Here is a 23,761-nt window from a genome sequence, read left to right as displayed (position 1 = left end):
CTCAGGTGCGCACGCTCCCCTGCCCCGTCACCAGATATTTAAAGCTGGTCAATTGCGTCGCACCCACCGGCCCACGGGCATGCATCTTACCCGTGGCGATGCCAATTTCAGCGCCCATGCCGAACTCCCCGCCATCAGCAAATTGAGTCGAAGCATTATGCATCAGGATCGCGGAGTCCAACTCCGTCATAAAGCGCCGGGCGGTTTGAATATTTTCGGTCAGGATACAGTCGGTATGGTTTGAGCCATGGGTGCGGATATGCGCCATCCCCGCCTCCAGATCCTCCACCACGCGGGCGGCAATGATCATATCAAGGTATTCCTGTCCCCAGTCGCTGGCCTGCGCAGGCACCGTACCCTCAATCGTCGCCAGCGTTTCATCGGCGCGCACTTCGACCCCTGCGTCAATCAACGCGCGGATCACCCCTCGCCCGATTGTCAGAGCGATGTCCTTGTGGATCAACAGACATTCTGCAGAGCCGCAAATGCCGGTGCGTCGCGTCTTGGCGTTTAACACAACCTTAAGAACCGTTTCAGGGTCGGCCTCGGCGTCAATATAGATGTGCACGATCCCCTCCAGATGTGCAAAGACCGGGACGCGCGCTTCGCGTTGGACCAGGCCCACCAACCCTTTGCCGCCGCGCGGTACGATGACGTCGATGGTGTCGGTCATGGTCAGCATTTGCGACACGGCGGCGCGATCCCGCGTGGGCACCAGTTGAATGGCGTCTTCGGGAAGACCCGCATCGCGCAAGCCTTGCACCAGGCAGCCATGCAGGGCAGCGGAGGAGTGAAAGCTCTCCGAGCCGCCACGCAGGATCACGGCATTTCCGGCCTTCAAACATAGCGCGCCCGCATCCACCGTCACATTGGGGCGGCTTTCATAGATGACACCCACAACCCCGAGGGGCGTGCGCACGCGTTGGATGTGAAGGCCTGTGGGCTGTGTCCATTCCGCGATCACCTCGCCCACCGGATCGGCCTGCTGTGCCACCGCGCGCAGCCCATCGATGACGCCGCGCAAACGGTCTTCATCCAGCGCCAGACGGTCCATCATCGCATCCGACAGCCCCTTGTCACGGCCAAAGGCGAGGTCCTTTGCGTTGGCCTCCAGAATGTCGGCGCGTCTGTTCCAGATGTGCTCTGCCGCCGCGCGCAAGGCGGCTTTCTTATCTGCCGCATTGGCAAACCCCAAGACGGCGGCGGCGGATTTCGCACGCGCGCCGATGTCCGCCATGAGGTCGGGAATGCTGTCCAAGTCCTTCATCCTGCGTCATCCTTCTGGTTCATCTGAACACACGTCAGATCAATTTTTCAGCCCTAAAGTGCCATATCATCGCGGTGGATCAAAGCTGCGCGCCCCGGATAACCAAGCAAAGCTTCGATCTCCTGCGATTTTCGACCTTTGATTATACGAGCTTCCTGCGCTGTGTAGCGGCTCAACCCATGGCCCAAGACATGGCCCGATGCATCGGCAATCGCGACCGAATCGCCGCGTCCAAAACTGCCCGATATGGCAGCGATACCGGCGGGCAAGAGGCTCTTGCCTGACATCAAGGCCGCCACAGCCCCCGCGTCCAGCGTCAGGACACCGCGCGGTTTCATCGCCGCGATCCAGCGTTTACGCGCAAGCTGAGGGTCGGTATCGGCGGTAAACCATGTCGCCGCCGCGCCATTTTCAAGGTATTTCAGTGGGTTATGCGGGGAACCTTCGGTAATTGCCATCGCACAACCCGCAGCCGTTGCCGTCTTTGCCGCCATCAGCTTGGTCTTCATGCCGCCCTTGGACAGACCCGACCCGGCATCCCCTGCCATCGCTTCGATCTCGCTGGTGATCTTGTCGATGACCTCAAAACGCGTGGCGGTGGAATCCTCGGTGGGATTGGCGGAGTAAAACCCGTCTACATCCGACAGCAGGATCAACTGATCCGCGCCCACAGTCACCGCGATTTGCGCCGCCAGTCGATCATTGTCACCAAAGCGAATTTCATCCGTGGCCACGGTATCGTTTTCATTCACGATCGGCACAACACCCAACGACAAAAGCTGCTCCAGCGTCGCGCGGCTGTTGAGATAACGCCGCCGGTTGGCGCTATCCTCAAGTGTTACCAGAACCTGCGCCGTGGTGATGCCATGCGGGGCAAGGACTTCTTCATAGGCGCGCGCGAGCCGGATTTGACCCACGGCGGCGGCGGCCTGAGATTGTTCCAGCGCCAGATCATGCGCGGGCAGTTTCAGCACACCCCGCCCCAGAGCGATGGAGCCCGAAGAGACCAGAACCACGGAAATCCCGTATGATTTCAGCCAGAATATATCCTGCGCCAGCGAGGTCAGCCAATCCTGGCGCAGATGACCGCTCCCGCGATCCACCAGCAAGGCCGAGCCGATTTTGACGACCACGCGCCGGGCGGATATCAGGGATGCCAAGGCACTTCCTCCTCGGCGGGTTTATGGCGCAACCGATCATCGTCGATCTGCCCGCGCAGGGCGCGCAGCACCTCCGTCACACCTTCGCGTGCAACGCCCGACATCATCATCACGGGACCGCCGACGGCATCTTCTAATGCCTTGCGCGTCGCCTCGCGCTCCTCTTCATCCAGAGCGTCGATCTTGTTCAGCACGGTAATGCGCGGCTTTTCGGCCAGTTTACCGCCGTAAGCCTCCAGCTCGGTGATAATGGTTTGGTAGTCCTGCGCCACCGTTTCGGATGTGCCATCCATCAGATGCAACAGCACCGCGCAGCGTTCCACATGACCCAGGAATAAATCCCCCAGACCGCGCCCCTCCGAGGCCCCTTCAATCAGGCCCGGAATATCCGCAACGACGAATTCTGTATTATCCACACCGACCACGCCCAGATTGGGATGCAAAGTGGTAAACGGGTAATCGGCGATCTTGGGACGGGCATTGGAGGTGGCGGCCAGAAAGGTAGATTTGCCCGCATTGGGTAGCCCCAACAAGCCCACATCCGCAATCAATTTCAACCGCAGCCAAAGCGTGCGTTCCACGCCGTCCTGTCCGGGATTGGCGCGCCGCGGTGCCTGATTGGTGGCGGATTTGAAGTGCAGATTGCCAAAACCGCCATTGCCACCGCGCGCCAGTTCCACGCGCTGGCCCACTTCGGTCAGATCGGCAATCACCGTTTCCTGATCCTCATCAAGGATTTCAGTGCCCACTGGCACGCGCAGGATGATGTCATCGCCATCCGCACCGGTGCGTTGACGCCCCATGCCGGGGATGCCGTTTTTGGCAAAGAAATGCTGCTGGTAGCGGAAATCAATCAGCGTGTTGAGGCCTTCGACGACTTCCGCCCAAACCGAGCCGCCCGTACCGCCATCACCGCCGTCCGGCCCGCCGTATTCGATATATTTCTCGCGCCGGAAGCTGACACAGCCCCCGCCGCCAGCCCCGGAGCGGATATATACTTTGCACAGATCAAGAAATTTCATGAGGGCTTCCTAGCCTGAGGACGCGCCGCCCTCAATCACAGTTTTCGCAGATAAGTCCAGGTGGGTACGGTGGTATCACGCGCAACACAATAGCTTTCCGCATCCCCGAGATACTGAAACCCGCAGTGCGTCAATACCCGCGCCGAGGCCGGATTATCCTGAAAAACACTCGCAAACATCGCGGCGTTCTTCAACGGATTGGCCGTGACCAGCGCCTGTACCGCATCTGATGCCAGGCCCGTGTTCCAATAGGGCGGTCCGACCCAATACCCCACTTCGGTCTGCTCGCGGTCCATCCGTTCCAGCGAAATCAGCCCCATGACTTCGGAAGCACCCGATTTTGTCCCATCCATCGCCCAGATATCCTCGAACCGGACATCCGCAAGCGCGCGCTCGATCAATGCCTCGGTCATGCCCGGCGGAACGGGGTGCGGGATCGAGGTGGTCATACGCGCCACGCGTTCATCGCTGGCATAGAGTTCAATCAGCCCCTGGTCGGACTTGCGCAGAGGGCGCAGATCAAAGCGTTCCATTTCCACAACGGGCTGTATCGTGATTTTCTTCATTTCCATCGTCATGTCCCTCCTCCGAACAGTACGAAAAGGACCGAAGCGACAGTCAGCGCCGCCAGTGTCCACATTAGATAAGGTTCAAATGGCGTTCCCGCCAGCGTGCGTGCGATTCTGTCACCTGCGAGGGTCCAGAGCGGATGCAAGATGATCTGGCAGGCCAGCAAAACAGCGGCGATGCTCGCCGTGGCCTCAAGTGTCGAGGTGCCAGGGCCCACAAAGGCCGTAAAGCCGCCCACGATCATCGCCCAGGCCTTTGGGTTGAGCGGATGCACGATCAGCCCGGCGACAAAGCCGGGGGCCTGATCCGCGCCCCGCACCGAGGACAAGCGCATATTCGCCACCTTCCACGCCAGCCAGATGATATAGGCGGCGGAGATATATTTGAGCGTTTCAAAGACCCAAGGCGCGCGGTCCGCCAATTCCATCAGGCCAAAACCAACGGGCCAGATGACAAGTTGCTTGCCAAGGGCGACCCCAGCCACAAACGGTAAGGCCGCCTTGAAACCATAGCGCGCACCGGTGGCCATCAGCGCCATATTGGCGGGACCCGGCGTGCCGACCTGTGAGGCCGCAAAAACCGCGAAAGAGGCGATGGCAACACTCATGCCCGCGCTTCCCATCTTTCTTGAGAGAGCGACATCCTCTGCAACGTCACCAGACGACCCAGCGACGCGCAGACCGCCTCATCATGTGTTGTGGGAGCAAAACCAAGCTTGCGCAGCACCTTGGCGGAGCCCGAATTGCCCAGAATATAGCTTGATTTCAAGTCTGTCTGAGCGAAATGAAAATACCGCGTGACCATCGCAAACGTGGCTTCGCTGACATAACCACGTCCCCAAAAGGGTTGCCCGATCCAATACCCAAGCTCATTGCCAATGGCACAACAGCCCACGATCTCATCAGACAGGGTGATCGCCAGAGCCCTGTCCTTATCGCAATGGCGGTCGATAAATTGTTGCGCATCATGTTCAAAATAGGGGTGCGGGACACGCGTCAACCAGCGCGATACAGACAGATTCCCCAATAACTTTGTGATGCCCAAAGCATCCGCACGCCGAAACCGACGCAACACAAGCCTGTCTGTCTGGATGCTCTTTGACATCGTGCATGCCTAACAATTCAGTATGGCAAAAAAGTAAAAGGGACCGGCAATAATCGCCGATCCCCTGTTTTTCAAGTCCTTGAGGAAGGGCTTATTCAGCGGCCTCCGCCACCGGGAGAACCGAAATAAACGTACGGTTCTTGAGACCCTTGTGGAAGGTCACGGAGCCATCAACAGTTGCAAAGATCGTGTGATCTTTGCCCATGCCGACACCAGCCGCCGGCCAGAACTTCGTACCGCGCTGACGCACGATGATATTGCCGGGGATGACGGCTTCGCCACCGTATTTTTTCACGCCCAGACGACGACCTGCTGAGTCGCGCCCGTTCCGGGATGAACCACCTGCTTTTTTATGTGCCATTTGGTCTCTCCTTAGCCTTTAGCCAGTTCAGCGGCCTGTGCGATCCAGCCTTCACGCTCGATCCGACCTTTGAATGACAGTTTCTCGTCGATAGCAGCAACATCCGCCTCGGTCCATGCTGCGATTTGCGCAAAGGACGTTACGCCGCCTTCGATCAGCTTTTTCTCAAGGGCTGGACCCACGCCGGACAGCTTCTTCAAATCATCCGCGCCGGCAGCCGCCGCTGGGGCCTCCGCCTTAGGCGCAGCTTTCTTTGGCGCTGCTTTTTTGGGGGCGGCTGCTTCCACTGCCTTGCTCGACACCGAGCCTGCACCCATCGCGGCCTTAACGCCGGATTTATCAGCACCAGACGCCAAAATATCCGTGATCTTGATCAGGGTCAGCTTTTGGCGATGACCCTTGGTGCGCTTGGAAGAGTGCTTCCGACGGCGCTTGACGAAGTTGATAACTTTTTCGCCTTTGATCTGATCGACGACTTCGGCCTGAACACCGGCGTCACTCACGAAGGGCGCGCCAACAACAGTGGTCTCGCCTCCCAACATCAAAATATCGTTGAATTGAACAGTTTCACCTGCATCAGCAGCCAATTTTTCAACGCGCAGCGTGTCGCCCGCGTGAACCTTGTACTGCTTGCCGCCGGTCTTGAGGACCGCAAACATAGCATTTCCTTTGCCTAACCGCGTTCTGTGGTCCCCGTCTTCGGGTGTTTTTGGCCTCTCGGCCACCTCGAACTGCGCACTCTTCTCAGAGTAGTGATTAAATAACACCAAGGCCCGGCGCACCGAACCCTGATTAAGAGAGCGCCGAATGCACCATCTGCCGGCACATGTCAAGGACGATCCGATCAGATATCATTGCCTACCGCGTTGAGGGCGACCGCGCGGCCAAGACCATAGGCGATATCCTTGAACAAACCCTCAAAACCAGCAAAAAGGGCATTGTTCAGCGCTTGTCCTGCCGGGCTTTGAAGGAATGCGAGATAGGCTTGCCGGTCGCTCGGATCAAGCGGCTGATAGGCCAGCAGAAAATATGCATGTAACCATGTTTGCGCTTCCCTGCGCACATCCGCCTCAGAGGCCCAGACATCGCTCAGAATTTCGGCCTCCGATTGGCGTAAAAACCCGCCATCCGACAACCCGCGATAAAACTGGTAGCTCGTGCTCATCGTGACGGCCACGTTGAATTCCAGCAGGTCATTGACCTTTAGGAGCTGTGTGGCAAAATCGACATAAGGGTCCTGGTGCGCTTGCAACGCGGCAAAGGCCTCGGAAGCTGCGTCCTGCACCGCCGTGTCGACCATCGCCTCACGGGCTGCAATTTCCAGCGCAACAATCTTTTGTCCACGCACACTATCGAAAAAAGTCACAGTGGTTTGCAGCCTATCCCCTTGCAGGCGTGCAAGCAGGGCCTGGTGAAAGCCATCCAACATCACAGTCGGATCATATAATGCCGCCACCTGCCCTTCCCAAAAAGTCCCGCCCTGCCCCGCCAGCATGTCAGCGTTGATCTGCGCGGCGTCTGCAAGCCCCTCTTCTTGAATGATCTGCGCCAGATCGGACAAACGCAGCGCATCCATCAGAACAGTCACACGCGCATCCGCCCAAGCGGACATTGCGCAAAAGCACATCACACAAGACAGGGCAAACGCGCGCATGGGCTAGAGGTCTTGACTGGGTCGCAAGGCTTGCAGGCGTTGCGCCACAGCTTCATAGCGGTTCGCCATGATCTCGAATTGAACGGCGTTCATAAGTTCATAAACTTGCTGCATCTTGGGGTTTTCCAGCGCATCGGCATAGGCCGAAATTTCCGCATCCGAGAACGCCTGATAGGTATAGGCCGATCCTGACAGGGCAGAACGTTGCATATTGAGGCGGATTTCCGGCTCCTGCGTCTTGAGGCTCTCGCGCAAATCCTCTTCATCCATCCGCAGATCAATGATTCCGGCCGAGGCGGCGGCCATCAAAAACCGCACCTGGACCTCCTGAATGGCACGGATCGAGGCATCTTCCGAGCCAATGGCGCTATTCATGCGCTTGAGCTCTTCCAGACGCGGCGATCCAATATCCACCAGCCCCGCAACAATCGCCTCACCGCTTTCGGTTTTCAGCGCATCGTCTTCCTTGAGGTGAGACGCATTTTCAACGACTACCAGCCGCTGCCCCAGATCTGACGCATAAAACTCGACCGCATGGTTCAAAATATCGTCGTCAAGCGTCTGAGACAGGATATCAATCGCCATGTCATGCATTTGTTCCGTGTCAAACACATCTTCTACCAGACGGGTCCACTCGGAACCAAAATCCTCCGCCTCAATGCCAATCATATTGGGTGCGGTTTCGGCAGACAGCCGGATGCTGTCCAAAGCGACGTCAAACCCTGTCACCTCCATAAAGGCTTCGAGCCGATCCAGGTCCGTCGCACGCGCGGGGCTCGTCAGCGTGAACCCAATCGCGGCTGCCATAAGAAAAAACGCGCAATTTCGGATCAATGCGGTCATATCTGTCTCCTGCGTTGACATTGCCTATACATCCTTAGGTGGAAGTGTAGGCGCATAACGTCAAGGGGCAATGAATTTTCCCATGTGATCCGGTCTTTGGGCAATCCCCCCTTGCCAGAGTCCAAAAAGGCGACTAAACGCACGACCACAAGACCCCCGCGGAGAGGTGCCGGAGTGGTCGAACGGGGCGGTCTCGAAAACCGTTGAGCCTTCACGGGTTCCCAGGGTTCGAATCCCTGTCTCTCCGCCATTAGTTCGTGATCGACCTCGAAACCCTAATATACTAGTAAATCAAGGGCATACAGCAGCCTAAGACACTAGAACGGGTACTAAATTGGGAACTAACTATCACCCTGCCAAGTTGGTCAAGATCCCTTCAAAAGGGAATAAATGGTATGTTGTGGTGACCAAGCCGACAAAACTACAGGCTGAGATACGATCTCATCAACTGGCAGCGAAGATTTACACGGAGCTTGATGCGCAATCCTTGCGCTGGAGCAGCAGCCTCAAAAGACCGTTTTCAACTTCCTTACACCAGAGCAGGTGCAAGCCGATCCATCCCTAAAAGACCCATTCTTGGGTCAACGAATGTTGCCACCAACTGAACACGCAAAGGACCCTGCGACTAAGCTGTCACGGTATCTAGAAGTCTACATGGCGCAATTATCTCTGATCCTTCTGGGATTGGGTTAGTGAACACGACATAACCATCCGGATAAAAACTGCCCACCGGCTTCGCCAATTGCATCGCATCACGGACACTGTTCTTTGCGACAACCGCTTGTTGATAAGCATTGGTGTAATTTTTCCATTCGCCAGACGCGGACAACCGTTTCCAAGAGCCATTAATGTCACCGCGTATGCGCGCTATCTGGACGCGAGCCGTCGCTGCGGCGCGGATACCGAGGTCTATGAATCGATGATCCAACCTGGACATCTTGCCCCTCAAATAATCCAGCTTTAAGACGTGGAAGGCTCTCTTCCCGCAAAAAAAACATCGGGCGCTCAACCGGATGTTAAATCTGACTTTCGACACGCAAGAGAAGCTATTGAAAACGTATCCTCACGGGCTCAAAAGAAAAAGCACTGACAAGGGTTTGAGCCTGCGCCCAGAAACGCAGCCGCGCACAACGGCGCAGAGGCGTTGGTGAAATGACAAGACCTAGACGGCACGAACATATCATCAAAGCGCCGAAGATGTCGCCTCATGCAAGAACAATCCACGTTGCGCTTAATATGCACGGAAACCGGGCATGCATCCTATGTCGCTTTGGTTGGGAGCGGCTTACTTGCCCGGATGTAATCTTGCTTCAGCGGGAAACCGGATCCTTGAGCACTTCGGCATTGCGAAGCCAGACATCGCGTTGTGCGAAGGGGATTTCGATATTCTCCTCCGAAAAACGTTTGGCAATCGCATGATTGATGTCGTTCTTGACGTTCATGATCCAGTTCACATCCCGCAAGATCATGCGCAGTTCAAACTCCAGCGCATCCGCGCCGAAATTGTTGAACAGGATCATCGGTGCCGGATTGCGCAACACCATCGGCTGTTCCTCGACGATCTCCTTGAGGATCGCTTCGACGCGACGTGTGTCCGTGCCATAGGCGACACCAACCGACACGATCAACCGCCCGACTTTATTGCCGCGCGTGTAGTTCGTCACCGTGCCGGATACGAGATCGGCATTGGGGACAATCACATCGGTACGGTCAAAGGTTTCGATGCGGGTGGAGCGGACGGAAATGTCCCTTACATAGCCCATCTGACCGCCCACTTCGATCCAATCTCCCTCCGAAATCGGCCTTTCGATCAGCAAGATGATGCCCGAAACGAAATTGGAAACAACCGTCTGCAGACCGAAACCGATCCCAACCGACAAGGCCCCTGCAACGATCGCCAGCGAGGAAAGATCGAGCCCCGCACCCGTGACCGCCAATAGCCCGGCAAGAAAAATACCAAAGTAACCGAGCCCGGACACAATTGCGTTCTGCCCGCCGATGTCGATCTGGGTTTTGGGTAAAACGCTCACCCGCAGCGTATTTTGCAAAAGCCGTGTCAGACCGTAACCGACGGCGAAAATGATCACCAGCGTCAGAAAATCACCCGGTGAAATACGGGTGTCCCCAATGGCAAAACCCAGCGTAAAGCGCGACCATAATTCGGTCAGATCAGCGACCCTTGCACCCCAGGCGAGGGCCAGAATGGGCAGCGACGCCAGCAGTAGAAAAAACCCGACGAATATCGGAAACAAGGCGTCGCGGGCCTGAACACCCATACCCGTCACCAGCCCGTAAACATCCGCCGCAAAGCGATTGAGAACAGCCACCCCCCCCAACACCAACATCGTACTCACCGCCGGATACAGCAACGCATTGCCCGCTTCGCTATACCCCACAGCCGCCATCAAGGGGGCGATGACGGAAATGGCGATCAGCCCTGTCCCCATCGTTTTGATCGCGCGCACCATTGACGTCCCGCGCGGGGTGTCCTCTTCTTCGGTGCCGTCGGAAGCCACATAGCCCCGCATCAACTGACCGATGCACGCCAGCGTCACACCAATCAAAACCATGATGGGAAACGCCAGGACCGCTTCGCCTTCGGGCTGCATGCTGTCAAATTCAAGCAGCAGACGTATGATGCCGCGCACCACCAGGAACACGGAAAGAAGCAGCAATAAAAACCGCGCCTGCGCGCGTTTTTCAGGCGTTAGCAGGATCAGAGCATCATCGGGATCGCGCGAAAACAGCCGTTCGGCCAACCACCGGAACCCCAACAGAAACGCGGCCCAGACCGGCAATGCATCAAGAATCAGGTTGATGCGTTCACCCGCCAGCCCCGTCACCCGCAACGCATGGGCAAAAATTGCCACGCCGATCAGGGGTATAATAATGCGAAACAGTGAAACAAGGAACCGCCAGACCCCGCTCCCTCGCCCCCCCATGGCCCGCAGGCGGCTTAGCGCAAAACCGGCCCAGGCACGGCCGCGAAAGATGAAGATCAGCGATATCGTCAGCAGGAACAGGACAAGGGGGGCGTTTTCGCGCAAAACCCGTCGCCGTTCAGGGTCTTTGTGGAGGCTAATTTCGGCACTGAGATTGCTAAATGTGTGCTCGAGTTCCTTGAGCGCTATCGGCCAGTTGGATGGATTGACGGGCGACGCGCCGAGCGACAGCAGACGTTTGGTCTGACGGTCCCGGATGATACTGTCGATTTCACCGACAATCGCATCCGCTCTTTGAAAGGCGGCCAATGCGACCTGAACCGGGGCCTGAAGCTCCTGGAGCTGGCCTTCGAGTTCGGCGCGGCGGGTCGCGATTTCAGCGGCTTCCTCCCCGGCCTCCGGAACCGGCCCCAACGCCTCTATTTGTCGTTTTAATGCGGATATTCGCGGCTCATTGGCGCTTTGTACTGTTGCAAAGCGCGCCCTGAAGTTAACAACACTCTGACGCAGAACTTCGAATTGCTCATTGGTACTTGCGCCGGTGTCGATGGCCTTTTCGGTCAGGTCGGCCAATTGTTCCCATGTCTTATAATCGGGGGTCTCTTGCGGTGCGTTTTGTGCTGTAACGCCTCCGGTGAAAACAGCGCACAGCCAGATCAGCGCGATGGCAAAGGCATGGAGAAATCGGCTCATACGTCTTCAAAGACCCCCGGGATGCTCGCCGGGGCCTTGGTGAGCCAGCCGGGCGTGGGCAGGCCTTTTTCGCGCAGGAACTCGGGGTTGAACAATTTGGATTGATAGCGCGTGCCGTAATCGCACAGGATCGTCACAATCGTATGGCCCGGCCCCATGTCGCGCGCCATGCGCATGGCCCCGGCGATATTGATACCAGAGGAGCCACCCAGGCACAGGCCCTCGTGTTCCAGCAGATCAAAGACGATGGGCAAGGCCTCAGCATCATGGATGTTGTAGCTGAAATCCGGCGTGAAGCCTTCGAGGTTTTTGGTGATGCGGATCTGGCCGATGCCCTCATTGATGGATGACCCTTCAGACATCACCAATTCACCGGTTGTGTAATGATTGTGCAGCGATGCACCATCCGGATCCGCCAATCCGATTTTGACGCCCTTGGGCTTCAACACCTCCGACACGCCCGCCAATGTGCCACCCGAGCCCACCGCACAGATGAACCCATCGACCTTGCCACCGGTTTGTTCCCAGATCTCAGGCCCGGTCGTCTCAATATGGGCCTGACGGTTGGCCACATTGTCAAACTGATTGGCCCAGATCACGCCTTCATTGGTGCTGCGCGCCAGCTCATTTGCCAAGCGTTCGGAATAGCGCACGAAATTATTGGGATTACGATAGGGCGCGGCCGGGACCTGGACCAATTCCGCCCCCGCAAGGCGCAGCATGTCTTTCTTTTCCTGGCTTTGCGTTTCGGGAATGACGATCACGGTTTTGAACCCCATGGACGCCCCGACCAGCGCCAACCCGATGCCGGTATTGCCCGCGGTACCCTCGACAATGGTGCCGCCGGGTTTCAGCATACCCCTGGCAACCGCATCCTTGATGATGAAGAGCGCCGCGCGGTCCTTGACGGATTGACCGGGGTTCATGAACTCCGCCTTGCCCAGAATCTCGCAGCCCGTCGCCGCGCTGGCCTGTTTCAGCCGGATCAGCGGTGTGTTTCCAATGGCCGCGGCCAGATCGCTTGCAACGTGCATGGCATTCCCCTTCAAAGTGATGCCTTAACTCCTAGACCTGCGGGGGCGCGACCTCAAGAGGAAGCGCGCAACCGATCCCGGTGTCGTGCCAGCCAATAGGTGATCAAAACCAGCGGCGCGTTTTCGAGTTTCTGGTCATCGCAAAGCGCCAGCAGCGCCTCGAAATCCATGACGCGGGATCGGATGTCCTCATCCTCAGACTCGAGCCCGCCCAACCCCGCGGTCCCCTCACCCAAATCCGCAATCCCAACATAGGAGTAGTGGAATTCGGTCGAATTTCCAGGCGAGCTATAGGTTTGCGCGACAGCATGCAGCGCCCCGATGGTCAGGCCAGCTTCCTCAAGCGCTTCGCGGCGCACCGTGTTCTGCGGCGTCTCGCCAGGATCAAGGCGGCCCGCAATCGGCTCCAGCTGCCACAGCGCGGCATCGCCGCGCGCCAGTGGCCCCATGCGCATCTGTTCCACCAGCAATACACAGTCCCGGACGGGATCATAGGGCAGAACATGCGCTGCATCCGCCGCGATGAAGACCGCGCGCATCAGTTCAGGTGTCATCGAGCCGTCAAAGCGTGCGTGGCTGATATCAAATTCATCCAGCGCAAAATACTGCGCGTAAACCCGGCGCCGCTGCGCAATCTCCACCCTGCCCGTAAAACCATTCACCCCTTCACGGGTCTCAGCCGCGTTCACGGTCGACCAGGCGCGCGCCCGGATCATCGGGAACATCTCAGCAATCACCTCGGGGGGCTTTTGCCCGAAGTATCCCATGACCTCATGTGCCGCGATGACGCTCAAGGCACCCCATTCCGCGGCCCAATCCTCAAGCGACCATATGCCGTTGCCCTTCCAGCGCTCCGGTCGCGCCATATAGCAGCGCGCGGCGCGCCGATCGGTGAGCACAACGGGTTGCAAGCTATACTCGAAGGCGTTTTCGTAATAATCCAGCCGCGCAATATCAGCTCCGGTCAGCCCCTCGGCCAAGAGCCCCACAGCGATTGCATCCTCTTGCGGCGTCAGCGTTGGAAAGGGGCCTTCGCATGCGGCATCGACACGGTATCCACGCAGTTCCGCCGACGTCAGCCGGATGTGCGCGGCCTCCCCCAGCACGGCCTCAAGCAGCGGGAGATGTTGCATCGTCCCAAATAAAAACAGCGGATCCATATCCGCGTTTTAGCGCCTCAACGCCATCTGCGCCATGCGTATTCGGTGGCCAGACCCGATAAAATACCGCCCGTAATCAGGGATATGATCACCAGCGGGTCGGCCATGACCAGCGCAAATTCCGCCATGAATTTGAACACCGCTAGCAGCGCATCAAACGCCCCGTCATACCAATTCGCCATGGCCCGACCGAACATCTGGTAACAGGAATGTAAAAACAGGCCCCATAGCACCAGCATCAAAATGCCGCTGAACCCGTTGTTGAGCGCGGCGCTACTGCCGCCCCCTGCCCGCTTGCCCATGACGCTCCAGCCGACACAGAGACCAATGCCCGCGTTCACATAGGCGAACATGCCAAATGCGGTGCTTTCCGGCATCAAAGGCATGATCAGGTGGGACACGATAAATGCAACGAGGCAAATACAGATCGCCGCGACAAGTCGGGCTGCGGTGGGCATCGGATCGGTCCTTTCGAGGGCGCGCGCCCCTCTTTAGCCGGGCCGCTTGATTGTAATTTGCGTCACATCGCAGTTCGAGCTTTCAAACGTCGATGCACAGGAGGTCAGGTAGAAATTCCACATCCGCCGAAAGCGTTCGTCAAAGCCGAGTTTGGCCACCTGATCCCATTTCGCATTGAAGGTATCGTGCCATCGGCGCAAAGTTATGGAATAACTGTGGCCAAATTCGACAGATCGTTCGATGCTGAGCCCGGCCTTTTTGACCTGATCACGCAGCGCCGAGGGGCTTGGCAGCATGCCGCCCGGAAAAATGTACTTCTGGATGAAATCCACACCGCGCTGGTAAACATGCCAACGCCGGTCCGCGACGGTGATGATCTGGAGCGTAGCACTTTTGCCCGGCTTCAAACGATCCCTTACGACATTGAAATATGTCGGCCAGTATTTTTCACCCACAGCCTCGAACATCTCGATACTGGCGATGCCATCATAGGTACCGGTCTCGTCGCGGTAATCCTGCAACTTGAAGTCAACCATTTCAGAAAGTCCAGCGTTTTCAATACGGTCTCGCGCATACTTAATCTGCTCTTCAGAGATGGTCAGGCCGGTCACCCGCAAGCCGCGTTCCTTGGCGGCATATTCGGCAAACCCGCCCCAGCCGCAACCAATCTCAAGGATATGATCGCCCGGTTGCGCCCCCATTTCATCCACCATGGATTTGTATTTCTCGATCTGGGCGTTTTCCATACTTTCCTGCCCGCTGCGGAACATCGCGGAGGAATAGGTCATCGTCTCATCCAGCCACAAACCATAAAATTCATTGCCCAGATCGTAATGAAAACTGATGTTCTTGCGCGCCTGCGTCTTGTGATTGCGTTGCAGCCAGAACCGGAACCGTTCAAAATTGCGCAAAATGGCCATGCCGGGGAACCCATCATAGATGTCTTCGTTATCCGCGTGCACGAGGTCCATGAAGGCCTGCAAATCAGGTGTTGACCACCACCCATCGAGGTAACCGTCACAAAATCCAAGATCGCCCTCGCGGATCAGGCGGGCAAACAGATCGCCATTGTGGATTTCAATCTCGGCAACCGGCCCCGGATTCTGCCCTTCCGCGCGAAACCGTCGCCCGTCCGGTACGACGAAATCCACACGCCCGTTATTCATTTTCTGCGCCATGGCGAACACATGCGTGAAATAACGCGGCAGGTCGTTTTGGCCGTCAGTGCTGGTCAGGGTCATGTGGTTTCCGTCTGCTGTATGAACCGGGTGTTTACCCAGTTTTTTATGAGGCGCAAAGGTGGAATCAAGCATTTCAAAAGCCTTTGTTTTCATAGGCATTCAGGGCGATTTTTCGCCCCTCATCTGCGGCAACAACCGGAGCGGGAATTGCGTCATTCGGTGACAATCCCCAGGCGCGCGGGATGGCTTCAAAATAGGACAGCGCGTCCTGGCTCGGGTTGGAGCGACCCTCTGCGATCCAGCGATGAGCGTAGTCGCGGTTCTTGTCGAATTTATCGAGCTGCGTGACCGGGTTGAACACGCGGAAATAGGGCGTGGCATCCGGGCCGGAACCTGCGGACCATTGCCAGCCCATGGCGTTGCTGGCCGGGTCCCAGTCGATCAGGCAGTCCTCAAACCATTTCAGGCCGATCTGCCAATGCGTCAGCAGATGTTTCGTCAGATAGCTGGCAACGATCATGCGGCCGCGATTGTGCATGATGCCGGTCACATAAAGCTCGCGCATGGCCGCATCGACGAATTGAATGCCGGTGCGCCCCTGTTTCCAGGCGATGACTTCGGGCGCATCAGGGTTGGTACGCCAGGGGAAGGCATCCCAGTTCTCTTTCCAGTTTCCGGTCAAAAGACGCGGCGTGTGATGCATCAGATGATAGGCAAACTCGCGCCAAACCAACTCCTTGAGGAAGGTTTCTGCGCCCGTCTTGCCCTCCTGGCGCGCCCGCATCCCGGCATGCCAGCATTGATGGGGGCTAATCTCCCCAAGGCTGAGGTTTTGGGACAGGCCAGAGGTGCCATCCACCCCCGGCAAATCACGCGTCGTGTCATAACCGTCGACTTTCTGCGCGATGAAGGCGCCAAGCCGGGCTTGTGCCGCTTTTTCTCCCAGACGCACGTGAGGTCGCACGATCTGCGCCCCCCGGTTCATGCGCACACCCATATGCCAATCGGCCAATGCATCACTGGCGGGCCAATTTTGCGGTGCTGGGATCGCGCTTGGGGCCGGTAAGGGCGCTTCGACATCCCGCCCCTTCACCATGTTCCAGAAGGGCGTGTAGACCTTGTAAAACCCACCTGTTTTCGTCTCCACGGTCCAGGGTTCAAACATCAGATGCCCGCCAAAGGATTTGGCCTCGATCCCCTGTTCTTTCAGGGTCTCCTTAACTTCTGTATCGCGCGCGACCGCATCGGGATCATAGAGGCGCGACCAATATACCGCGCCCGCGCCGGTTTCCTTGATGAGCTTTTGCAGCGTTTCCAAGGCAGGCCCGTGGCGCAGGATCAGATGGCTTTGTTTCTCGGCAAGGCTGTCCGCGAAGGTTCCAAGGCCAAGGCCAAGCCGCCATTTAGGTGCGGCTCCAAGGCGCGCAACAGGGTCATCGTGGATGAACACCGGAATGACCGGACGCCCCGTCGCGCAAGCCGCATGCAGCGCCGGGTGGTCACTCAGGCGCAGGTCGCGTCGGAACCAGACAAGAACAGGAGATGAGGACACACCGGAAAACCCTTAACGTTTCATTAAAGGATGTACGTAAATCAATTGCCGATGGATCAAGGTAAAAGATCACAACATCTCGTCAAGTGCCTCAAGAAGCTGGGTAATTTCATCAGGTGACGTGTAATGCGTAAAGCTGAGCCGTAACACACCCAAAGCGTCATCCACTCCCATCGCCGCAAGCGCGCGCCCGGCGTAGAAATCACCACCCCCCGCCATGATCCCACGTGAGGAGAGTTCCGCGGCAACCTCTTCGGCGTTGCGTTTCAACGCCAGTGCCACGGTCGGGGCGCGGTTTTGCGGATCGGACGGGCCGATCAGGCGCACCGAATTGCGCGATTTCACCGCTTCCAGCAGTGGTGCCAGCAAGGCGCGTTCATGCGCGCGCATCAGATCATGCACCGCAACACCGCGCGCGCTTGGTGTGGCATCTTGCTTGAAATGATGCGCATAGAGCTGATCGACATAATCGGCCATACCCGCACAGGCGGCCACCTGCGCATGATCCGGACCCGCAGGTGTGAAGCGTTTGTAGAGCGTATCCGCGTTGAAATGATGCCCCTGATTGGGCAACAGATTGCCCAAGGTGCGACGGATCATCATGATCCCCTGATGCGGCCCATAAGTTTTATAGGCCGAAAACAGATAGATATCAGGCCCCAGCGCGTGCAAATCCGGGAACCCATGCGGTGCATAGGAGACGCCATCGACGCAGGTAAACGCCCCGGCGGCATGCGCCAGCGCGGTGATTTCCATGACCGGGTTGATCTCGCCCACCACGTTGGAGCAATGGGGAAAACACACCAACCGCACCCTGTCATCGAGCAGGTTTTCAAGGTCTTGCGGGTCGAGATGCCCGGTTTCCGGGTCCAGCTGCCATTCGCGGATTTCAATGCCGCGCTGCGTCAGGCGCCGCCAGGGGCCGGAATTGGCCTCATGGTCCTGATTGGTTACGATGATGGCCTCGCCGGGCTGCATCATCTCAGCAAAGGCCTGGGCCAGAACATAGGTGTTTTGCGTGGTGGAGGGACCAAAACTGACCTCATCGCTCTCCACACCAAGCAGCCCTGCCAGACGCAGGCGCGCCTCATCCATTTCGGCCCCCCCCAAGCGACTGGCCGGATAGGGCGCATAGGGCTGGACCTTGCGTTCGGTATAAAACCGCGTGAGACGGTTAATCACGGGCGCGCAGGTATATGACCCGCCCGCGTTCTCAAAAAACGCCTGGCCCCGCAGCGGAGCAGCCTCAAATGCCGGGAATTGCCGGCGGACAAATTCGATATCTAATTTCATGCCCGCAACGTCTCTTGTGACGTCCAGGAGGTCAAGAACACAATTTGCATCATCGCTGCATTGCGCCTGTTAGGCGTTGCATGCAGGCGCATTACCCTGACGAAAACCGACGGTCGCACCGCTCAAGGGGGCTATGCGAGATGTTAACGCGCCGCCTCCTGATATCGTGAATTCGCATTTGGTCCAGGTGGCCAAGCCGAACGCTTCGGTTTGCCCCGCAAGATAAAGCTCAGCACGCGCCCACAGGCATTCTCAACCCACAAAACGATTCCCAATCGTTCAAACCTCTATTTTGGAAGCTTGATGCAGACATAGGCGGTTCAGGGTGACCGTGATTCGCGTGCGCGGCCATGACACTCAGCGCAGCTGTCATGGGGCCCGTGCCCTGTTGTATTTGCGCGCGCCGACCGTATGGCACGCTGGCAATTCGCTCAGCTATGTTCTGCGTGCATGCCGACTATGGTTTGCGTTTTCTTCCCACGGCCCACAATTGAGGGGGGCGGCGATGTTGCCGTGCAATATGAAAGAAAACCTCATGAGTACGCAAAATTCCTTCGAAACACCCGACCGGGCTGATGTCGATAGGGCGATTGCTCAGGCGCATCAAATGCGCAGTGAATTTATCTCCCGGCTGTTGAAATCCGGATTTGCACAGCTGCGCGCTGTGTTCACGCAAAAAAGCGGTATGGGTAAGGCGTCAGCATAACCAACGCACCCGGCGAGGCGTCTGGCTGGCAAAGGAACATCGCCTGTGAATAAAAAACGAGATCTGAATGATCGATATTTGCACATTTCAAATTTCCCAGCACCCATGGTCCACGCTGAAGGCCCCGACGGATCAATGCACCAGCCCTGATCAGATCAGTTTATCCGGCATTGCCAAAACCTTAACGCGTCCAGACCCGAGTGTTGGGCGCGATGCGGCGATCCGCGTCATCAGGCCGGTTGGACCGCTATCCCCTGTGTCAATTGGCGGCAGAATGACATGCGCTGCCGTGCTTCCCTGAAATCTCCGGCGTTTAAGGTGTGCCTGTTCTCTAACTGAGGAGACAGGCCATCATCGCTCAAAGTACAAACACAGCCTTTGGACGTCATGCCCGTTAGGGTCAGTTGCGAAGCTTTATGGATCGATCAGCGGATGCAAACCCCGTCTGTGCGTAAAACCCCAGGACTTGCGCCCAGAATGCGCGCATCGAAATTTAATACGACAGGTGATTGCGAGTACCCTTTTGGGCATTGCATTCACATGCGCTCAGAGCACCATTCATCACAAATCGGCCAGGTTTTACTCCTCTTGCCCGATCAAAACCAGATGATTGTCAAAGGCCAGCGGATGCTGCGCAAGCGGTTCAAGCGTTGTATGATCGATACGGCTGACCCGGCCCAGACCATCGGTAACCATTGCCCCCGCGACCCCGCAAATATCCATCTGGCGCAGCACGGTATCCGTCCCCATAGCGGTATCGAAAATCTGGATCGCCCCGCCGCGTGGATAGGTGAGCGCCATAGTGTACCCATCCATCACCGCAACGCTGCCCGCATAGCCATCAAGCCCATAGAGGACGTCGTCTTGCATCGGGACCGCTGCCAGACCCGCTCCGGGCGTGTAAATCCCAGCAAGGGAGGGCGCCGCAAACGGATCACCCTGCCACTGGAACGCGCAGGCCACACGCCCATCTGCGAAGGCTGCAATATGGCGCAGCGAGTTTTGGTGCAGCCGGTTTGGCAAGCTGGCCTTGTCAATCACCTGCCCGGCACCGTTGATGACGGTCAAATTGGGTCGCATCGCGTCAAGGTTCAGCTTTTGTCGCCCGGTTCGGGGATGGGTGCGGATGCCGCCATTGGCAATGGCAAACCTGTCGCGTCCTGGCAGGCGCACAATCTCATGCGGACCGATCCCGCCCGAGGCCACCTCGCCGCTGCGCCGATACCCCTGCGTGACGTCCCAGATTCCGATCCGCCCGGCCCCTGTCGCGATCTCGTTCTCGGTGGTGAATAACGTTTCTCCATCCGCCGAAAATGCACCATGCCCGTAAAAATGTCGTCCCGCAGGCGCTCTCATCCGGTGTAATACCACCCCCTGCGCACAGCCGATCACCAGGGCATAGGTGCCTGGCCTGCGTGCGAATGCAACGGCCTCGGCCCGTGTTGGATGCGCCGCCGCCGCATGGCCGCGATCCGGCAAGGGGATGGAAAAGGCGATGCTGGCATCCGCGCACAGGCCGATCAGGACATAGAGCCCCTGCCCGTTACGCGCGGCGCTCAAATATGCCGGCGCGCCCGCCGCGGCCCACCCCAAGGAGGGACACCCCGCTGCGGCCAGGACCCCACCCAAAAAGCTGCGGCGCGACGGCATCGCTTCAATCCCCGTCCAGCGCATTGAAACCCGCCGAAATGCCAAGCGGCGCGCCAATGTCCTGCGCAACACCCGCCTGCACATCGCGCACCATGCGTTGCAACACCTCGATTTTGAACCTTTTGACAGGATCGCCCACACCGCTCATTGCGGGATCATCCAGACCCTTGGCCTGCGCGATTGCGGTGTCAAATGCCCTGCGCAGATCATCGCTCATCGTTGCATCAAAACCGGTTTCGGCAAGCGCGCGCAGCGCAATCAAGCTCAGCGAAACATGCCGCAAGGACCGTTCGGAGCGGCGCGCCTCGGCCCGCATGGGGCGTGGGCGATCAAATGTGCCAAGGGGGCGAGCAAGCCGCTGATCATGCAGGAACTCCAGCCCCGTTGAAAGGGAGGTGTAGAGCGCGCGCTGTGCCTCCTGTTTCGTTTTGTAAACTTCGGTCTTCCCCGCAACAAAGCCTTCGCCAAATCCACCGGTCCAATCCTCGTGCAAAATCCGGGCCACATCCGCAAGGTGGGTTGTGATGGCACGGGTCAGGGCGCAGGCGTAATCTGCATCCTCCTGCGGCGCGCTCAACAACCGCTCCAAGGCTGAAAAACCCTGGGCCGCGACGGATACTTCGCGAAAAACGCCGGGGTCCGATAGCGTGACATCCTTATCCGCTTTCAAACGCGAAAGCGCCTTGCCCACCCGATCCTTGGGGTCAGGCCAAAACGCAATCGCCAGATTGAAATGACGCGCTTCAAGGGGGCCAAATTGAATGTGGCTGATGCTGATCCACGCATCATATGCGGCGTAGTAGGCGGGCAAGAGTTGTTGGGGCGCGCAATCCATCCGCGCCGCATTGGCAAGGGTTTCCCCGGCTTCGGCAAATCTTGCATAGCCGGGTAAAATCTGGTCCTCAACCGCTTGCTCTATGTCCGCCAGCGCCGGGCTTGATGCTGTGATCGCCAGGGCCAGAGTTGCCAGAATGCGCATTATAAACTCTCCAGAAATCGAATGAGCGCCGCGCGGTTCGGCGCGGGCATTTCAACGACACGTTGTTTGTGGGGCTCCGCCTCCCCCCCATGCCACAGGACCGCCTCAAGCAGGTTGCGCGCGCGGCCATCGTGCAGGAAATAGCTATGGCCGGACACCTGTTGCGTCAGGCCGATCCCCCACAATGGCGGGGTACGCCACTCCTGTCCTGTCGCGCGCGCTTCGGGGCGATTGTCGGCAAGGCCCGGTCCCATGTCATGCAATAACATATCGGTATAGGGCCAGATCAGTTGAAAGCTTTGCTCGGGCTGACCCGTCAGGCGATGAGTCACGTGTTTGGGTGTATGACACGCAATGCACCCCGTCTCATAGAACACACGCTTGCCGTTCAAGACCTGGGGGTCATCGACGTCGCGCCGCGCCGGAACGCCAAGGTTGGAAGAATAAAACGACACCAATGCGAGGCTTGTGTCCGAGATTTCGACCCCATCATGGGCATCGGTGTTCCCATCCGGTGCCGCGCGACAGGCTGCTTGCGCCGCGGTGCAATCACCATAGCCCTTCGGGTGCAGGCTGGTGGAAATACCGATGTCGCCAGCAAAGGCTGCTGCGGATTGCTCAAGGACGCTGGGCTTTCCGGCTTTCAGACCAAACCGCCCCAGCATCGGTATGCCGTAAACGTCGGACATCACAATATTGGTACGCCCTGAAATGCCATCGCCGTCCGCATCCTCCGGATCGGCACTCGCCAGGATATCGCGCGCCGCAATTGCATCGAGCAGGCCAAGGCCGATCATCTGCGGCGCGACCCGCACGCTCAGCGTCGTATCAGGGTGCAAGGGGCCATAGCCCAGATCAACAAGGGCGTTTGCGGGCCGCCGTAACATCGCCATTTCCCCGTCAGATAACGGCACATCGATCTCTTCATAGGTAATGCGCAAGCGCGCCTCGCTGGCATGGCCCGCCACGCCGAAATCCTGTATTTGGCCGCCATAGGTCGGCTCGGGGGCGGTGGTTATATAATCCTCGATCTCGGGTGCACCGCTTTGATCCGTGGGCACGGACAGACGGACAAGCATTGATGTTGCCGTGTCATCAGGCCCCTGGGGAGGGTGCCCGCGCCCGTCCTTGAGGTGGCAACGCTGGCAGGAACGCGCATTATAGAGCGGGCCAAGCCCATCCGAGGCAAGGGTCGAGGACGGCGATGACACCCAGAGCTTTTTGAACAGACCGTTTCCGACCTTGAAATCCAGTTCCTTCTCAAACGAGATGTTACCCGAGGGTTGGGAAAATGCGTCCGCTGTCTTTCTGGCACGCACCGTTGCGGCCCCGCCTTGATTGGCCTCGAAACGCTCGGATGTCGTGAAATCATCCGTCGGAGCAATGATCGCAGCGATTCTGGCCTGTTCCGCCTCCGTACGCGGAACGATAGACAAATGCGGATCGCCCAAGGGGTCCGCGCCAGCAGGGCTTGCTGCCAGAACGCAGATAAAGAGGTATATTTTAGATGTGGTGCACATTGAGTCTATTGTTCCTTTCGTAATACCTTATAAGTATACTCAGGAATTACCAGAGGCGAGTCTCTCGCCGCTCACAATCAACGGACCGACCACGATATGGTGCCATTATCAACGCCGCCCCTGCCCCTGCCGGACCATGGCTTTCAAGCGCCGGCCGTTCCGGATACACAGCGTGATTTGCTGAACCGATTGCGTCTGGTTGGCATGGGGTGCCGGGTCGCCGCTCATACCGATCTGTTCGAGGCCTGTGCGCTGTTGTCGCTGGACGGCGAAGACGCAAAGCGGACCTACCTTGGGACATTCGTGAAATGCCTGTCTGATGCCGTTTGCAAACGCATCATCTGGTTCAGCCCAGGCAGTCGCGAGATGTCTTTTGACGAGGCCTGGATCATGCGCTGTCTTACCTCGATCCAGCAAAAAGATACGGCAAGTCTCGACTTCCTCCTGCGCTCACGGGTTACGCCTGCGGATCGGCGCTACATCGGCTTTCTGATGGCGCGTGTTTCTGAGAAATTTTCTCAGGTTTAGAATAATTCTAAAAAGGGCTTGGCAAAGCTACTGTTCCTCCTATTTATTAAGTAGAAGCAAGCCAGCGTCACGCCAGCCAGCCA

At 57.9% G+C, this 23,761-nt stretch carries 22 protein-coding genes and 1 tRNA gene; 3 read left to right on the top strand and 20 right to left on the bottom strand.

What is annotated here, in order from left to right:
* Position 1: 1 nt before the first annotated feature.
* From ROLI_RS09990 to ROLI_RS09945, 10 genes are all read right to left on the bottom strand, one after another.
* Positions 2–1,267, bottom strand: a complete 1,266-nt coding sequence (locus ROLI_RS09990) for a glutamate-5-semialdehyde dehydrogenase (RefSeq protein WP_187430764.1) — start codon at positions 1,265–1,267, stop codon at positions 2–4.
* Between the two features lie 53 nt (positions 1,268–1,320).
* Positions 1,321–2,427: a glutamate 5-kinase gene (gene proB, locus ROLI_RS09985; protein WP_187430765.1), complete on the bottom strand. Its 1,107-nt coding sequence runs from the start codon at positions 2,425–2,427 to the stop codon at positions 1,321–1,323.
* Positions 2,415–3,449 (bottom strand): GTPase ObgE, encoded by a 1,035-nt coding sequence (gene obgE / locus ROLI_RS09980; RefSeq protein WP_187430766.1) that lies wholly within the window; start codon positions 3,447–3,449, stop codon positions 2,415–2,417. Before obgE ends, proB begins: the two co-directional genes overlap by 13 nt.
* A 35-nt stretch (positions 3,450–3,484) precedes the next feature.
* Positions 3,485–4,021 carry a GNAT family N-acetyltransferase gene (locus ROLI_RS09975; protein WP_187430767.1) on the bottom strand — a complete coding sequence of 179 codons (537 nt, stop codon included), beginning with the start codon at positions 4,019–4,021 and terminating at the stop codon, positions 3,485–3,487.
* Positions 4,022–4,023: 2 nt separating this feature from the next.
* Entirely contained in the window at positions 4,024–4,626 is a 603-nt protein-coding gene (locus ROLI_RS09970; RefSeq protein WP_187430768.1) for a LysE family translocator, read from the bottom strand.
* Positions 4,623–5,123 (bottom strand): GNAT family N-acetyltransferase, encoded by a 501-nt coding sequence (locus ROLI_RS09965; RefSeq protein ID WP_187430769.1) that lies wholly within the window; start codon positions 5,121–5,123, stop codon positions 4,623–4,625. The genes ROLI_RS09970 and ROLI_RS09965 overlap by 4 nt, the downstream gene beginning before the upstream one ends.
* A gap of 91 nt (positions 5,124–5,214) precedes the next feature.
* Positions 5,215–5,484: a 50S ribosomal protein L27 gene (gene rpmA, locus ROLI_RS09960; protein ID WP_013961812.1), complete on the bottom strand. Its 270-nt coding sequence runs from the start codon at positions 5,482–5,484 to the stop codon at positions 5,215–5,217.
* An 11-nt stretch (positions 5,485–5,495) separates the two neighbouring features.
* Complete coding sequence (locus ROLI_RS09955) at positions 5,496–6,143, bottom strand: 50S ribosomal protein L21 (protein ID WP_187430770.1); 648 nt, start codon at positions 6,141–6,143, stop codon at positions 5,496–5,498.
* A gap of 185 nt (positions 6,144–6,328) precedes the next feature.
* Entirely contained in the window at positions 6,329–7,138 is an 810-nt protein-coding gene (locus ROLI_RS09950; protein WP_222869576.1) for a hypothetical protein, read from the bottom strand.
* Positions 7,139–7,141: 3 nt separating this feature from the next.
* Entirely contained in the window at positions 7,142–7,981 is an 840-nt protein-coding gene (locus ROLI_RS09945; protein WP_187430772.1) for a DUF2059 domain-containing protein, read from the bottom strand.
* 160 nt (positions 7,982–8,141) lie between these two features.
* Here ROLI_RS09945 and ROLI_RS09940 point away from each other — a divergent pair.
* A tRNA-Ser gene (locus tag ROLI_RS09940) sits at positions 8,142–8,231 on the top strand.
* A 1,060-nt stretch (positions 8,232–9,291) separates the two neighbouring features.
* On the opposite strand, the gene ROLI_RS09935 is transcribed toward ROLI_RS09940, so the two are convergent.
* The 7 genes from ROLI_RS09935 to ROLI_RS09905 form a co-directional block, all read right to left on the bottom strand.
* Complete coding sequence (locus ROLI_RS09935) at positions 9,292–11,616, bottom strand: DUF3772 domain-containing protein (RefSeq protein ID WP_187430773.1); 2,325 nt, start codon at positions 11,614–11,616, stop codon at positions 9,292–9,294.
* A complete protein-coding gene (locus ROLI_RS09930) occupies positions 11,613–12,650 on the bottom strand; it encodes a cysteine synthase A (protein ID WP_187430774.1) in 1,038 nt (345 codons plus the stop codon). The genes ROLI_RS09935 and ROLI_RS09930 overlap by 4 nt, the downstream gene beginning before the upstream one ends.
* 53 nt (positions 12,651–12,703) lie before the next feature.
* Complete coding sequence (locus tag ROLI_RS09925; protein ID WP_187430775.1) at positions 12,704–13,810, bottom strand: NUDIX domain-containing protein; 1,107 nt, start codon at positions 13,808–13,810, stop codon at positions 12,704–12,706.
* Positions 13,811–13,827: 17 nt separating this feature from the next.
* Entirely contained in the window at positions 13,828–14,268 is a 441-nt protein-coding gene (locus tag ROLI_RS09920; protein WP_187430776.1) for a TrgA family protein, read from the bottom strand.
* A gap of 33 nt (positions 14,269–14,301) precedes the next feature.
* Positions 14,302–15,510, bottom strand: coding sequence for a cyclopropane-fatty-acyl-phospholipid synthase family protein (locus tag ROLI_RS09915; RefSeq protein ID WP_187430777.1), 1,209 nt, complete (start codon positions 15,508–15,510; stop codon positions 14,302–14,304).
* Between the two features lie 73 nt (positions 15,511–15,583).
* Positions 15,584–17,002, bottom strand: a complete 1,419-nt coding sequence (locus ROLI_RS09910; RefSeq protein WP_187430778.1) for a deoxyribodipyrimidine photo-lyase — start codon at positions 17,000–17,002, stop codon at positions 15,584–15,586.
* Positions 17,003–17,071: 69 nt separating this feature from the next.
* On the bottom strand, positions 17,072–18,295 hold the full coding sequence (locus ROLI_RS09905; protein ID WP_187430779.1) for an aminotransferase class V-fold PLP-dependent enzyme: 1,224 nt from the start codon (positions 18,293–18,295) through the stop codon (positions 17,072–17,074).
* Positions 18,296–18,830: 535 nt separating this feature from the next.
* Between ROLI_RS09905 and ROLI_RS09900 the strand changes: the two genes are divergently transcribed.
* Complete coding sequence (locus tag ROLI_RS09900; RefSeq protein ID WP_187430780.1) at positions 18,831–19,001, top strand: RSP_7527 family protein; 171 nt, start codon at positions 18,831–18,833, stop codon at positions 18,999–19,001.
* Between the two features lie 579 nt (positions 19,002–19,580).
* On the opposite strand, the gene ROLI_RS09895 is transcribed toward ROLI_RS09900, so the two are convergent.
* From ROLI_RS09895 to ROLI_RS09885, 3 genes are read right to left on the bottom strand one after another with little or no spacing between them, the layout of a single operon-like run.
* Positions 19,581–20,651, bottom strand: coding sequence for a DUF1513 domain-containing protein (locus ROLI_RS09895; RefSeq protein WP_187430793.1), 1,071 nt, complete (start codon positions 20,649–20,651; stop codon positions 19,581–19,583).
* A gap of 4 nt (positions 20,652–20,655) precedes the next feature.
* The gene (locus ROLI_RS09890; protein ID WP_187430781.1) at positions 20,656–21,630 is read right to left on the bottom strand and encodes an imelysin family protein; all 975 of its coding nucleotides are present in this window, start codon (positions 21,628–21,630) and stop codon (positions 20,656–20,658) included.
* A complete protein-coding gene (locus tag ROLI_RS09885; protein ID WP_187430782.1) occupies positions 21,630–23,150 on the bottom strand; it encodes a di-heme oxidoredictase family protein in 1,521 nt (506 codons plus the stop codon). The genes ROLI_RS09890 and ROLI_RS09885 overlap by 1 nt, the downstream gene beginning before the upstream one ends.
* 96 nt (positions 23,151–23,246) lie before the next feature.
* On the opposite strand from ROLI_RS09885, the gene ROLI_RS09880 reads away from it, so the two are divergent.
* Positions 23,247–23,678: a hypothetical protein gene (locus ROLI_RS09880; RefSeq protein WP_187430783.1), complete on the top strand. Its 432-nt coding sequence runs from the start codon at positions 23,247–23,249 to the stop codon at positions 23,676–23,678.
* Positions 23,679–23,761: the final 83 nt, after the last annotated feature.

The sequence above is a fragment of the Roseobacter fucihabitans genome (genome assembly GCF_014337925.2).
GTDB lineage: Bacteria > Pseudomonadota > Alphaproteobacteria > Rhodobacterales > Rhodobacteraceae > Roseobacter > Roseobacter fucihabitans.
The sequence above is the reverse complement of the archived record's forward strand: the minus strand, read 5'-3'. Positions and strand labels throughout refer to the sequence as shown.